13 protein-coding genes are annotated in these 13,549 nt (G+C 36.4%); 4 read left to right on the forward strand and 9 right to left on the reverse strand.

From position 1 onward, the window contains the following. Together FNW02_RS29680 and FNW02_RS29685 are read left to right on the forward strand one after the other, a co-directional pair. A partial coding sequence (locus FNW02_RS29680; RefSeq protein WP_191761044.1) for a Tn3 family transposase occupies positions 1–422 on the forward strand: 422 nt, incomplete at its 5' end. A 98-nt stretch (positions 423–520) separates the two neighbouring features. After that, positions 521–835: a hypothetical protein gene (locus FNW02_RS29685; protein WP_191761045.1), complete on the forward strand. Its 315-nt coding sequence runs from the start codon at positions 521–523 to the stop codon at positions 833–835. A 67-nt stretch (positions 836–902) separates the two neighbouring features. Here the strand turns inward: FNW02_RS29685 and FNW02_RS29690 are convergent, their stop codons facing one another. Both FNW02_RS29690 and FNW02_RS29695 read right to left on the reverse strand, forming a co-directional pair. Beyond that, positions 903–1,271 carry a hypothetical protein gene (locus FNW02_RS29690; RefSeq protein ID WP_191761046.1) on the reverse strand — a complete coding sequence of 123 codons (369 nt, stop codon included), beginning with the start codon at positions 1,269–1,271 and terminating at the stop codon, positions 903–905. A gap of 82 nt (positions 1,272–1,353) precedes the next feature. Next, the gene (locus tag FNW02_RS29695; RefSeq protein ID WP_191761047.1) at positions 1,354–1,551 is read right to left on the reverse strand and encodes a hypothetical protein; all 198 of its coding nucleotides are present in this window, start codon (positions 1,549–1,551) and stop codon (positions 1,354–1,356) included. Between the two features lie 117 nt (positions 1,552–1,668). On the opposite strand from FNW02_RS29695, the gene FNW02_RS29700 reads away from it, so the two are divergent. Next, positions 1,669–2,295: a macro domain-containing protein gene (locus tag FNW02_RS29700; RefSeq protein ID WP_191761048.1), complete on the forward strand. Its 627-nt coding sequence runs from the start codon at positions 1,669–1,671 to the stop codon at positions 2,293–2,295. 23 nt (positions 2,296–2,318) lie between these two features. Here FNW02_RS29700 and FNW02_RS29705 read toward each other — a convergent pair whose 3' ends face one another. Then, positions 2,319–3,734 carry a DUF4062 domain-containing protein gene (locus FNW02_RS29705; RefSeq protein WP_191761049.1) on the reverse strand — a complete coding sequence of 472 codons (1,416 nt, stop codon included), beginning with the start codon at positions 3,732–3,734 and terminating at the stop codon, positions 2,319–2,321. Between the two features lie 438 nt (positions 3,735–4,172). Beyond that, positions 4,173–4,322 carry a hypothetical protein gene (locus FNW02_RS29710; RefSeq protein WP_191761050.1) on the reverse strand — a complete coding sequence of 50 codons (150 nt, stop codon included), beginning with the start codon at positions 4,320–4,322 and terminating at the stop codon, positions 4,173–4,175. A gap of 623 nt (positions 4,323–4,945) precedes the next feature. Between FNW02_RS29710 and FNW02_RS29715 the strand changes: the two genes are divergently transcribed. Beyond that, the gene (locus FNW02_RS29715) at positions 4,946–6,409 is read left to right on the forward strand and encodes an ISLre2 family transposase (RefSeq protein ID WP_191761082.1); all 1,464 of its coding nucleotides are present in this window, start codon (positions 4,946–4,948) and stop codon (positions 6,407–6,409) included. 381 nt (positions 6,410–6,790) lie between these two features. Here the strand turns inward: FNW02_RS29715 and FNW02_RS29720 are convergent, their stop codons facing one another. From FNW02_RS29720 to FNW02_RS29740, 5 genes are all read right to left on the reverse strand, one after another. Continuing rightward, entirely contained in the window at positions 6,791–7,804 is a 1,014-nt protein-coding gene (locus tag FNW02_RS29720; RefSeq protein WP_191761051.1) for an ABC transporter ATP-binding protein, read from the reverse strand. Further along, positions 7,801–8,889 carry a FecCD family ABC transporter permease gene (locus tag FNW02_RS29725; RefSeq protein ID WP_191761052.1) on the reverse strand — a complete coding sequence of 363 codons (1,089 nt, stop codon included), beginning with the start codon at positions 8,887–8,889 and terminating at the stop codon, positions 7,801–7,803. Before FNW02_RS29725 ends, FNW02_RS29720 begins: the two co-directional genes overlap by 4 nt. A 2-nt stretch (positions 8,890–8,891) precedes the next feature. Beyond that, on the reverse strand, positions 8,892–10,109 hold the full coding sequence (locus tag FNW02_RS29730) for an ABC transporter substrate-binding protein (RefSeq protein ID WP_191761053.1): 1,218 nt from the start codon (positions 10,107–10,109) through the stop codon (positions 8,892–8,894). A 206-nt stretch (positions 10,110–10,315) separates the two neighbouring features. Further along, positions 10,316–11,188 (reverse strand): (2Fe-2S) ferredoxin domain-containing protein, encoded by an 873-nt coding sequence (locus FNW02_RS29735; RefSeq protein WP_191761054.1) that lies wholly within the window; start codon positions 11,186–11,188, stop codon positions 10,316–10,318. A 35-nt stretch (positions 11,189–11,223) separates the two neighbouring features. After that, positions 11,224–13,338, reverse strand: a complete 2,115-nt coding sequence (locus tag FNW02_RS29740; RefSeq protein ID WP_225226000.1) for a TonB-dependent receptor plug domain-containing protein — start codon at positions 13,336–13,338, stop codon at positions 11,224–11,226. Positions 13,339–13,549: the final 211 nt, after the last annotated feature.

Genomic DNA, 13,549 nt, shown 5'->3' on the forward strand with positions numbered 1-13,549 from the left:
ATTTAATGCACCCTACCTATCAAGCTTTATGTGAATTGGGTAAGGCTGTTAAAACAATATTTTTGAGCCAATATTTACATTCAATAGAGTTGCGCCGTGAGATTCATGAAGGTCTTAATGTTGTAGAAAACTGGAATAGTGCTAACAGTTTTATTTTCTATGGCAAGGGCGGAGAAATTGCGACTAATAGTTTAGAAGACCAGGAGTTAGCTGTTTTGTCGTTACATCTATTGCAAATCTCATTAGTATATATTAATACTTTAATGATTCAGCAGGTGTTATCACAACCAGAATGGAAGTCTCTGATGAAGTCGGAGGACTTGCGGGCCCTTTCGCCGCTAATTTGGGGTCATGTTAACCCCTATGGTACTTTCAAGTTGGATATGACTGAACGGTTATCGATTGAGACTGTGGCTGCATGAAGTCTAAAGTTGGCTCTATTGAGCAGAATTAATTTTAACCAATGCTTTTTAATCGGTTTTATGCTTGAGAAATTAGCTTCATAGTTAAGAGGTAAAATGTGAGTGAAAGTGAGATAGCTCAGGAGTTTTTGGCTATTGTTACCGATTGGTTGAATAGTCTTGCAGGGACTATTTTTGATGATGGAAGTGTATGCAATTCCATAACTATTTTGAGCCATGAGATTAAAGAGGAAGATGAGGACTCTCAAATTCTTTTAATAGAAGCTGAGATGTTTTGTTACGCTCAAGGGGAGATGACAAAAGACTGGATTGGGTACGAGTTTGTTGTTGAGCGTGATATCGTGGGCATCCCCAAAATTACCGCTTGGGATGTAATTGAAATTCAATCTAGGCCAATTTATCCACAAACTTAACTGTCAACTTATTCATCATTCCCAACTTTAATCTCAATATTGTTCCTACAATTTTGATTTGAAAAAATTATTCACTAATTATCGGTAGCGACAGACTTCCGTAAGCATTAGGCGAATCAAAATGAACAGCAGAGCCACCTTGAGGAAAGTGTTTCCAAGCTAAATAATGGCGGATTACTTGATGAATATCGTAAGCGTAACGAGCTACTTCTGGGATATTTTTATCTCTGATTCCAGAGTTTGATTGTTTTGATGTAACTTTGATAATAGAGTTGAGTGATTTTAAGCTATCAACTAATTCTTGATATTGCTCATCTGGCAAGTCAGAAAATAACAAAGCTACTTCTTCAAGTTTTCCTATGTAGATTCGAGATAGAAGTTCGCAAGCTTTTGAAATTACGTTTAATTGTTCATCACTAAGTTCTAGATTTACCATGTTTGTCTTTCTCTATGATAAAGTTTTTAACACCTTTAGAAATAGACTTGTTAACAATTTTGAGTTTTTATTTCCTTAAAACTCAACTATTTGGGTTGCTTTTGTTGCCAGTTTCAAATTGTGATTTAGTCGCTGTCTCGCCTAATTGATTCCAATTAATTCCTTCTTTCGCATCAAAGCAAAGACCAATCGGCACTTGAAATATAGGTTTTATATTTGCAGGTACGCCAAATACAGGTTTCGGCAATGATTTATCAGTCACTTTTGCTATAGCTCCCAAATAAATGCCTCAATGTGCTGTAATGCTTTCTCATACTCAGTTTATCCTTTTGGCGTTGCACTTCTCGGCTTAATACCATATTTGCTTATAAAAACTAAACTGTTTAGTTTGCCCCTGGTGTCAGCTACGCTATATCTACCCCAAGTAGGAGATATTTTTGATGAGAAAGGTCATATTGTAATAGGCACTAATGATGTTTTTGATACTGAATTAGGAGAGATAATTAAACCTTCAAGTGTTCAAGGACAGTTTTTAACCAAAGTTTATGCAAATGATATTGCAAGACTAGACGCGGATATTGAAACAGCACTTGAACCGTTAAGTAATCTATGTAAAGAAGAAACTAACAAAAACCGAGGTAAAACTGGTCGATATCCCATTGGTACAGCTATAACGCTTGGTACACACGATAAACGTTATTTTTTAACTGCCTATGGTTATATGAATAATGATATAACTGTGCAATCTTCTTCTGAATATATTCTGCAATCTCTTAACAATCTTTGGAAAGAAATCCGCCTCAAAGGTCATAGCGAAAATGTAACCATTCCAATCATCGGCTCCGACTTGGCTCGTACTGGTTTACCAAGGATGGCATTAGCTAAGTTAATTATAGAAGCTTTCGTTATAGCATCTAAAGAAAAGTTTATAAACAAAAAATTAACAGTAATGATATATCCTAAAGATTTAGATTCTATAGATTTATATAAGTTAGAGGACTTTTTAGAATCAGCTTGCTTTTAGAATACTAACCATAACCTTTCCAATTATAAAGTACATTTACCTTTTACCTTTAATGTTTTTGGCTCTTGATTTGCGTAAATATTCTGCATCTTTCCACTAAAATCAATTGATACAACATTTTGATTAAGACTGATGTTAAATTTTAATATATGCTCAACTATATTTTTGCTTTTCAAAAGATGTACTGCTGCCAGTCGCGCATTGATTAAAAACATTTTTGGCTTATTCTTCCACTTCTTCCATATATCGCTAAAAATAAATTTTTCCAGCTTTGTTGAATAGCTACTTCCTGTAAGCATATAATTCAGCATAGGATTATTGGCTTGATTTTGATTATCCTGAATTTCATTTAATAGTAAAAAACGTATTTGTAGCTCGGCAATTTGCTCTGTACTGTAGTTGTTATAACTAGCTATATTATAATTGTTAGATTGTTGTATTGGTTTCAATGTAACTATGCAGGAAGTTTTGCCTTTGATAGAATCAGTTTCAATACTCTCCACTTGTACCATAGATGCATCATTTTGGTAGCTATAAGAAACAAGCCTGTTACCGTAGCGATGGTTGGTTTGTAGGTATCGTAGATTAGTTTCCTGTTCTGAATTTATAATCGGTATGTTAAGAATCAGCTTTCTATTAACATCCTGAAAAACTGATTTAGTTTCAAACAAATTGTCATCAAGTAAAACCCAAGCACCAGAATTACTTATGCTTTTGCTATTATTAGTTTTTGGTTTAGCAGTGGTTTTACTTTTGTTAGTGGCAGATTTTATTTCTTTTATTGGCTTCCTGGAAATTAAACTTGCTTGATTACAATTATTCGCTACCTTTGTTTTATCTATAGGCTCTTTTTTATTGGGTGAAACAGTCTTAGTTTTTGAAGTAGTACTCTTCCTAGTTTTTTTATTACTATAATCATTCAACCATAGAGTAAGTTGCTCGTGTAACTGACTTTTAAAATTAGAAGGGTTTTTATAGTCTCTGAATAAACCGTACCTATTATTTATATACCTAGTTCTAAATCCCTTTACTTTCGCCTGCTGCTGTTTATCTTCCTTCTTCTTTACATCTTGCTTCATTGAGCCAGAATAAAACCATATATCAGGCTTACCTCTTTCCTTGTGAGCTTTTCTAGCTAGTGTAAACTCCTCAACTGTTCCAGATGCATGACGCTTAGTAGGACTTCCAAAGCGGTCTTTCATAATTAGGATAAATAAATCATATTCATCCATTTTGCCTATCTGCTCGTTGATAATTGCCTGACCGTCTTTACCGTATCCAGGATATGCATTTTCAGAACATTTTACTTCTAGTCTTACATTTTTATCTTGAGCTACAGTACGATTAATTGTTGCGACGACTTCTTTAACATAATTTCTTTCCGTCTGTACATCGCCTGGAGAAGCTAGAAAAATTTTTATTAGTTCTACTGTTCTCATAGATACTTCGCTAGTAGGAAAATTGCTTATTTACGGATTAATTTGGTTTATTCTCTAGTTTAGTTTTAACGGTTATAGCTTGCCCGTCAAGTCTTCCTTATTTAGCTCAATTAGTCTAATTTTAGTGTAAATATCCAGTACTTGTTTAGACTCTCTCGTCAACTGTGGCGATCGCAGATAAATTGTCACTTAAAGGAAAAGATGGCCGGAATTAAAGGATAAAGTGGCCGCCCTAAAAACCTGGAATGCTTATTTTTGCGTCGCCCTACTTTCGCCATACTTTACAAGCGATCGCATTCAATCTTTTCAAATACCCTTCCACTTTAGGTTCTGTTCTGCGGCCATTTTTGGCTTTAAAAACGGTCACTTTATCCTTTAAGTTACACAAGGTAACGTAATTTCATACCTTTGGGGCAATCAAAAACCTAATTTTATGAATCAAATATTGATGTTGTACTTCCCCAACTGCACAACATTTTGACCACTGCTTTCTTTGAGGAATTGACGCAATATCCCAACATCCCCCTCATCTCCACAGCCGTCGAGAATGCGGTCAAGTATAGAAACCAACTCATCAGGGCGAGTCATTTATTATCCTTTCCTAGCTAGTCGAAGCTTCAAAAACTCCAAAGCGTGTAAGAGAAAAGGCAAAGTTAAGAAAGGTTCTAAGAAGTCAATTTTTCAGATTTTGGTGTGCCTCATGCAGACGGCGGCAGTATACTATCCTACCCGTCCCAGTAAAGCAATTCTGACTTCTGGATTCTTCTTTAACGCTAGCCGCAGCCGCGATCGCATTTAGACAAAATTACAAAATACGCCTTATGTGAATTAAAAATGCCCTACCGATAGCAAGGGTTTCAGGCTGTGGTTTAGCCAAGATGTTTAGCTATGTTGACGTATTTACGCCTTTCCAGACTCCAACTCACATAAGCCGTAAAATATAATTTTTAAGCGCGAGCTTCTTCCCACCAGAAGAATAATGGGAGCAACGCGATTTTGTGAGGTTGGGCAAAAAAGGTGCGATCGCTAAAAACTAGCTTCAGTACAATATAAATATTTACAACAAGTAAGACCGTATTAACACTGTTAGAACTTTATTTTTATTTTCAGATATAAATATGATTTATTATTTCTGCCTAAAAAAAGGTAGGATTCCCTTTGGAGTAAAGGTTTTGATATCTGACATCAAAACGGGGAATGCCTACGCGCTTATGAAAAATCATATATATTCTACTTTTGATTTAAGCAAATCGTTAGAACACTTTCAAGAAAAAGTCACGAAACTTTTAGAACTAACGAATATCTCAGAATGGGATGGACACGTTTTCAGAGAACGTGAGAAAAAAATTAGAGAAATTGCCTTAGTTTTAGCAGGGGAATGTACAGCTTTATTACTCCATAATCTGTCACAATCTCAAGATTTTTTAGATAAAGCAGAACAGGAGACACAGGGGTGGTGGCAAACAAGCACAAAAAAACATGGTTGCAAAGAACGGCAAATATTAACAGTTGGTAATGTCGCAGTAACTTTAAAATTACCGTATGTAGTTGAACGTCAGACTCAACCAAAGAAAAATCAAAAATCTTTACATGAAGGATTTTGCCCATTTTTAAGATATTTGGGAATGTCTGAGGGTTTAACCCCTAGAGTTTTATCGACTATTGCCCGATATGGTGCAATTGCTGGCTCGTTTGAGGCTGCACGGACAACATTAATTGATTGGGGCATAAATATCAGCTTAAAACGTATAGAACGGCTAACATATTACTTTGGTAAAATTGGCATAAATTTACGCCAATCTAAATTAACAAGTTTAGCTTTGGGCAGTTTAGCTACAAGTAATGTTCTCAAAGAGCAACGTGTTGTCATTGCTGTGGATGGCGGTCGTACCCGGATTCGGATTAACAATAAGGGAAGGCGTAAGGTAAAGACTAATCGTTTAGGCTTTACAGGAGAATGGATTGAGCCAAAGCTATTAACAATTTATGTAGTAAATGAGGAGGGTAAAAAAATCATCAATGGAGAGATTCCTATTACCAATGATGGAACGTATTCAGGATATCAAGGATTTTTACAGATATTAGAGATGTACTTGGTTAATTTAGGGATTAGTCAGGCGAAACAAGTGTTGCTAATTGCAGACGGTGCAGATTGGATTTGGATACATATTCCACCTTTACTAAAAAAGTTAAAATGCCCACCTGACACTTATCAATTATTAGATTTTTATCATGCCGCATCACATTTACAAGATTTTGCTGATGCTGCATTTAACACAAATAATGAGCGTCAACAATGGTTTCAAAAGGCGCGAAAAACTTTAAAAAAAGGTCAAACACTCTCTTTAATCAGAAAGATGGACGAATTTATTCAGGGGGCAACCGGAGAGCGCCTTAAAAATTTGTTACGAGAGCGAAATTATATTTTAAAAGCTTACCGACGCAGGCTTTTAAAATATAATGAAGTTGGAGCTAAAAAACTTCCTCTTGGTAGTGGTGCTGTTGAAAGTTTAATTCGTCAAGTTGTTAATTTACGTATGAAAGGTAATAGTAAGTTTTGGCTTCAAGATAACGCAGAAATTATGTTGCACCTCCGTTGTCAATGGATAGCTAAAAGTTGGGATAATTTTTCTGATTCTATCTTTAATTCGTTTATCAAACCCCAAAGTTGCTGATAAATTTTATACTTCAATTCAGCATTTAAATTATTTACTGCCATAATTGATACCAAGTCTTAAATAATTATTGCAGATATATTTGAAAATAATCGCCAAATAACTTACTACCAATCTTTTTGAGATATCTCATCAAGATGATTTATCGTGCAATTACGTATATTAATTGCAAATAAAATTACTTCATACACAAATGTAAGTTTTAGCGATACCTGCGGCACACTGCGTGAACGCTGATTTTTGATCCGACCTCACAAAATCGCGTTGCTCCCCTATTGATTTGAGTACATTAATTTATCAAATCAGATGAACATAAATGAAGGAGTTAAATTACTTCTTCATTTATGTTATCGATGTACACTTAAATTATAGCAGCGATCGCTATAATAAATTTACTAATTTAATTATTTCGGACAATGAATTACAAGTATATGTATTATGATTGTTGGTAATTTTCCACAGAAATTGTTTTGAATTTGATATTACTTCTATTGAAATTGGTAAGTCATTTTTACTTTGATAAACTTGAAATCCTACACGTTTTAAAGCACGAGTAGTCCACACGGAGGCTATGCCCTCACCTATTAAGTTAATGTCTCCCTTGTGGGATGTATGTAAATGAAATTCACCAGAAAACATATCAAACTCCACACCTTCACTACGGAAGCTATCAGCAAATGCACCACTTAACACCAAATCTTCCGGTGCGCCAACGTGTAAAATCCCATTAGTTGATAATAGCCAAACCTTATCAGCAAGACGCAAAGCTAAATCTAAATCGTGAGTAGAAAGAAGAATCGCTTGATTCGTTTCCCGTGCTAACTGACGCAACAACTGCATAATTTCCACCCGTCGCGGTAAATCTAAAAATGCTGTTGGCTCATCAAGTAACATCACAATAGGCGACTGAGCCAAAGCCCGCGCAATCATGATTTTTTGGCGTTCACCATCACTTAATTCGCTAACTTGGCGTTGTGCTAAATGTACTGCTCCTACAGATTTTATTGCCCAAGTTACTATAGCTTCATCTTCGGGTGTCAAATTTCCCCACCAATCAGTGTAAGGATATCGCCCCAGAGTCACCAAGGTGTAAGCTGATAGCATTCCCACATCAACTTTCTCAGTGAGTACCAAACTCAGACATTTGGCTAATTCTTGTGGTGCTAACTTGTAAATATTTTCGCCTAAGAGTCGCACTTCACCATCTATTGGGGGTTGCATTCCGGCGAGCGATCGCAGTAATGTAGACTTACCCGCACCATTGGGGCCGAGTAAGCAAACCAGTTCCCCAGATTGCAGAGATACAGAAATATCAGATGCAACACATCGAACAGTTTTTCGGGATGTTTTATAACCAATACTCAAGTTGTGAGTTGTTAAAATTGCATCATTCATGACGAAAAAGATTTTTGGGAATTACGCCGCAGAATTACCCAAGTGACAACAGGAGTTCCTATCAAAGCGGTAACAGCATTTAAAGGTAAAACCATCTGACTTACCGCAAGTTGGGAAAACAAATCTGCCAACAATGCTAGGATTGCACCCATCATTGTTACACTAGGAATTAATATTCGATGGTCGGAAGTATTGAACAGACTACGACACAGATGGGGAATTGCTACACCTAAAAATGCGATTGGGCCACAAAAAGCGGTAATTGCTCCAGCTAATATAGACGCACTCGTAATAATTGAAAATCTAGTTTTCTGCACAGTTAAACCTAAACTACGTGCATAAGATTCACCAAGTAAAAGTGCATTCAAAGATTTTGATTGTAGCACTGCTAAGAATAAACTCAAAAGTATCACAGGAATTAAAACAACTAACTGTTTCCAAGTCACCCCAGCAAAGCTACCAAAAGTCCACATAATATAACTTTGAATGCGTTCTTTTGAGCTAAACTGCAACAAAATACTAACAATTGCACTAGTAGCATAGCCAAACAATAAACCTAAAATTAGTAACATCATCGTATCTTGCACTCGGCGAGAAACAACTAACATCATCCCTAAAACTGATGCTGCGCCTAGACTTGCGGCTATGACTAAACCAAAATCACTAATTATCCCCAAATCTGCTAATAGTGTTGGTGTCGTAGCACTTGCTGTCAGCACAACTAACGCTACACCTAAACTTGCACCAGAGCTAATTCCCAATACAAAAGGCCCTGCTAAGGGATTTTTAAATAGGGTTTGCATTTGTAAACCACTCACACCTAAAGCTGCACCTGCTAAAGTTGCAGTTAAAGCTTTAGGTAGGCGAAACTTGAAAATAATATGAGTCCATGTCAATTTTTCTGCTTCTTGTCCGAGCAAAATTTTGACTACTTCATTAAGAGGAATATCAACTGAACCCAAAGCTAAGTCTAATAAAAAAGCTAAGATTAAACTTACAAGTATAATTAGAAAAATAATGGTTTTGTAAACCGGAGCTTTTTGGGTTAATAGGGGAAGTTTAAATTTATATTTTTTGCTTAACATTATTAATTAAGTTTGTGGTAATAAAATAGTTTATGATTGGGTAATATCTCTGGATGCAGTATTTTAATCAAATCAGATAAAACCATATCTGGGTTACTAATTCCGCTTTCCCAGTAATCATTACCTCCACTTTCATTAACACGAGTATTATTATTGTAAAGATTGCCTGTTTTCACAGCCTTAAAATCAGCATAGCGATTATCTTCAGCTACTAAATCCTTTAAATTCTTCCAAGATTGACTAAAATTCAACCAGTAATCAGCATTGGATGCACGTTCCAAAACAACTTCAAAAGATAAAGGTAAACTACCAGAGGATTTATCATCACTCCAGAGATAGTTTGCTCCTGCGTCAGCTAGATATTTGGCTAAGTAACTTTTACCCCCAGGCATATACCAAGTTCCTTTAAAATTGAACCCAACAAATACAGTTGGACGATTTTTTACAGATTTAGCTTTTTGAGCTACTCGTTCATATTTATTGGCAATTTCACTAAATATTTTTTGTGCTTGCTCGTCTTTATTAAAAAACAGAGCCGTAAATTTTAACCATTCGCTTCTTCCCAATGGCGTATCTTCCATATATTCAGAATTTATCCCCACTTTCAAACCCGCCTCCGTAAGTTTGGCATAACTATCAGTTTGAGAATTTCCAGTACCAAAAGTTGTCACCAAGTCAGGATTTAATTCTAATAATTTTTCTATATCCACATTAGAATTATTCCCTACTTGTGCTATCTTTCCGGCTTTAATTTTCTCGACGACATCAGGAGTATTGACTTGTTTAGTATTACTAATACCAATCAATTTATCAACTACACCTAATTTTGCTAGGTGGGGTAAATGAGTAGTAGATAGAGAAACTATAGAATTAATGGGAACTGTAATTACCTGCGCTTGATTAAATCCTTTTGGCGTGGGAGTTCCACATTGGACTAAAACATATTGAAACTTTGTGTTAGCATTTTGCCAAGGATTTTTGATAGTGACGATTTTGTAGTGTTTATAATACTCTACTGTTAAACCCGTTGCATGAGTAATCTGAATGTTATTAGGAAAATAATCAGTATTGGGGTCATATTTTTGAATACAGCCGTTATTATTGGTATTTGTAGATGTGTTAATTGCTGTACTATGGCAAGCAATAATTAAAGTGGCAATTAAGAAGAAGTTACATAAGAAAATAATGGGTTTTGAGTGAGTCAGTTTTACCAATTTCATTGTGTTTGAGATAAATAAATATGATTTTTATCACGCAGAGACACGGAGGAGGACATTTCCGTGGGCGGGTTTTCCTGGCTTGTACCCCTACAATACAAGCAAGCTACGCGCAGCGTCTTCGTCAGGAGAAGAAAGTGTTCGTCGCCCAGAGAGGAATACCAAGAGGACTACTTTATATCTTTACGTGAGATTTTAAAAAGGATAAATTACACAGACTCTGGTGGATAGCAATATTCAATAACTTTATTACCTTTTAACAAATGTTCATTGACAATAGTTTCAGCTACATTTGGTTGAACGCGAGTGTACCAAGTCCTATCATCAGAATAAAATACAACTGGCCCTAGTTGGCAAACTTCTAAACAGCCAGATGTTCTCACTTCTATGTCTAAATCTGCATTTTCAACTGCTGATTTTAAAGCATCAAATGTGGGTTGCCATTTGCGTGAAGGAAGACAGCGAGTAGAAGTGCAAACTGAGATATAAGAATGTTTGAGGGGGTTTTTAGTAAACGGTATAGGCTGGTTTCCCAATACATAAATATCTCGTAGTTCCTCATAAAAAGCTAACTTTGATAAATTCGGCTTACCTTCTGGTAATAAATTCTCACCTTCTACATACGGATTTGGCAAGAAAACAGTCATGAGGTTTTCATCTGCACCATTCCAAAAATCTATTCCCCAACTTCTAGGGATACCTTCTGCATTAAACCGTCGATAAAATGCAGCACGATTTACTTGACGTTGTTGCCTCAATTCTAAAGGAGTCTTACAATGAGGACCACCTAAATTAGCCTCAATACATAGGTGCAAATGCCAGCCTTCTGTAACTACTGTGAGATATCCATCATAGAGGATACAAATTTTAGGTGGAGCATTAAATTCTAATTCTAATACACCTCCTTGGACAATATGCCCTACCCCTACTTGCTGCCAATTTTGCTGAAATAAAGTGTAAAGTAGCGACGACAAAACATCGGTACTAGAATCAAAATATTCATATTCAATAGACCCCTCAGTAGATAAAGCCTCAATCACAACCTTATTTACTGGAGTTACCCAACAATTAAATTCAGTCATTCAAAACTCCTCTCTGCGTAAAAAAACTCTTGACTTCAAAACGTAGAACTCAACCCAACTTGAAAAACCCTCCCTTCATCAGGATAACCAGGAAATAATTGGTATCTCTGGTTAAAGATATTATCCAGACTGCCTGTTAATATTAAGTTATCACTGAGAGAAACCCGCATTTTGAAATCAAAAGTAGTATAACCAGACAAAAATTCTGTATTAGTATTGTTTGTGGGATATGCACCCAAAGAATGCATCAGTATTCCAGCATATAAACCTTGAGAAGTTTCATAAGAAAGTCCTGCATTTAAACTATCTGCACCTGCGAATCGTAATTCTTTATCAACTTCAACAGAATTTGTACTTTTCAAAATCCGTGGGTCATTTGCTGTATAACTAACAAAAGCATAGATATTCTTCGCTAGCTGCAAATTTAAAACTGCTTCGATTCCCGTAGTACGAACCTGACCAATATTTTCATAAGTAGCTACCGGAACAGCAAAGTTATAGGCGATTAAATCTGATATTGTGTTGTTGAAATAGGTCAAGCGCAATAAACCAAAGTTACCTAACTTTTGGTCAATTCCAATATCATAACTATCACCTTTTTCTGGACGAAGATTAGGATTACCAACATAAGTACTACCATTCGCATATAAGCTGAAAAGATTCGGCACACGGAAATTCTTGATATAATTAGCTCTGAGAGTGGTAGAGTCTGTAAGTGCAAATTTTGCTCCTACACTTGGTGATGTAAAAGAGCCATTTGTCAAGCTACTAAAATCCTGGCGTAAACCTAAGTTAGCAGTGAAACTAGGAGTGAAATTAATTTCATATCTAGCAAATAGCGCTCCTTGACTAATACTATCGTCGTAAGTGACTGTTTTTGTATCAACAGAAAAGTCAAATGTACTATTAGTAGCTGAGACATTGCGGTAATCAAAGCCATAAACTAGGGTTTGATTATTAGTAAATTTCCAACTGTGTTGTGCTTGCAATCCATAAGAAGCTTGCCTGTTATCATATCGTGCTTGGGATGAATTGCGACTATCAAAACGAGTGTTGAGGAAATCTGCATAAACTCTGGCTGTTAGCAACGAATCATTTCCACTTCCTAATTTTGAGTTCCAGGTTAAATCGGTGAGAACTTGGTCTGTATATTTGCGATCGCGCTCCGTCAACGAGTTAAAATAACCTTGACCAAATAATGGTTCAGGAATAGGGACTCCTCCTGGTACTCCTTGGTCTTTACCTAAGTACAGCGTTGAGAGGGTTAGGGTATCGCGCTTGCCTAAATTCGCCTCTAACTTGACGTTAAAGTTGTTGTAGAGAACATCATTATTTTCCCTGGTTCCCTCAAAGTTAGCTTCTGGGATGGAAAAATGATAATTATTTTCAGCTTGGGTACGGTTATAACCTACAACCCAACCAATATCTCCTATTTTTCCGCTGCTATTGATAGTCTGCTGATTTAACCCATACGCGCCAAAATTAACACCTGCTTGCGTCGTCACTTTTTCTGTAGGACGACGAGTGATAATGTTTATCACCCCACCGATAGCATCGGAACCATAAAGGGTAGAACCACCACCTGGTAATACTTCGATTCTTTCAACGATATTGGTAGTAAATTCTGAAAGGTCAAAACCACCAGAACCAAGTTCGTTAATTGGTCTACCATCAAGCAAAATCAAGACTTGTGCAGAGTTAGAACCTCGGATAAATTGACCGCTTAAGGCATTCACTTCTGTGCCAACTGTACCATCTGGCAAGATACCTGGAAGGAATTTTAGTGCTTCTCTAACAGTTTTTGCACCCTGCGCTTCTATCTCTTCACCTGTAATTACATAAACCGGACGAGTGGAATCTTTCACTGTTCCCTCGCGGCGAAAGGGTGAGTAAACGGGTTCATTCAATAGCTTGTCGATGACTGTTAATTCAATATCTGGTTCTTCTGTGGATGCTGGAGTATTTTCAGGTGTTACTTGTGCAACTGGTTGTAAGTCTCTTGCATAACCTTGGTGCTTGGGAAACTCAGATATTTGTGGAATTTGATTAGCGATTGCTACGCATTCTCCAGATACCATCCCATAGATTGTGGTAAAAACGAAGATTTTTGAGAAAAATTCACAACAAGTAACTATACGGGAAGTGGACATGAAACTCCTCGTTTTCAGTAAAGACAGGTATTTATTTGTGCTATGAGTTTTTAAGATTTAGGCTTAAACTAGCTTGCTGCAATGCATTACTAGACCTAAATCATGGTGGATACTATTTGGATAGCAAAAAAGACCTTGTGGTATTCCTTATGGATACCCAAATTCCTATAGGACAACCCAAAATCGAGTGTCGTTACTAACAGCGAAGCGA

Origin of the sequence: Komarekiella delphini-convector SJRDD-AB1 (genome assembly GCF_014831675.1) — a bacterium.
Lineage (GTDB): Bacteria > Cyanobacteriota > Cyanobacteriia > Cyanobacteriales > Nostocaceae > Komarekiella.

Coding starts and splice junctions, on each gene's coding strand:
- FNW02_RS29720 (WP_191761051.1), bottom strand. CDS start 7,804: ATGAATGATGCAATTTTAACAACTCACAACTTGAGTATTGGTTATAAA.
- FNW02_RS29735 (WP_191761054.1), bottom strand. CDS start 11,188: ATGACTGAATTTAATTGTTGGGTAACTCCAGTAAATAAGGTTGTGATT.
- FNW02_RS29690 (WP_191761046.1), bottom strand. CDS start 1,271: ATGGTAAATCTAGAACTTAGTGATGAACAATTAAACGTAATTTCAAAA.
- FNW02_RS29725 (WP_191761052.1), bottom strand. CDS start 8,889: ATGTTAAGCAAAAAATATAAATTTAAACTTCCCCTATTAACCCAAAAA.
- FNW02_RS29710 (WP_191761050.1), bottom strand. CDS start 4,322: ATGACTCGCCCTGATGAGTTGGTTTCTATACTTGACCGCATTCTCGAC.
- FNW02_RS29705 (WP_191761049.1), bottom strand. CDS start 3,734: ATGAGAACAGTAGAACTAATAAAAATTTTTCTAGCTTCTCCAGGCGAT.
- FNW02_RS29730 (WP_191761053.1), bottom strand. CDS start 10,109: ATGAAATTGGTAAAACTGACTCACTCAAAACCCATTATTTTCTTATGT.
- FNW02_RS29740 (WP_225226000.1), bottom strand. CDS start 13,338: ATGTCCACTTCCCGTATAGTTACTTGTTGTGAATTTTTCTCAAAAATC.
- FNW02_RS29715 (WP_191761082.1), top strand. CDS start 4,946: ATGAAAAATCATATATATTCTACTTTTGATTTAAGCAAATCGTTAGAA.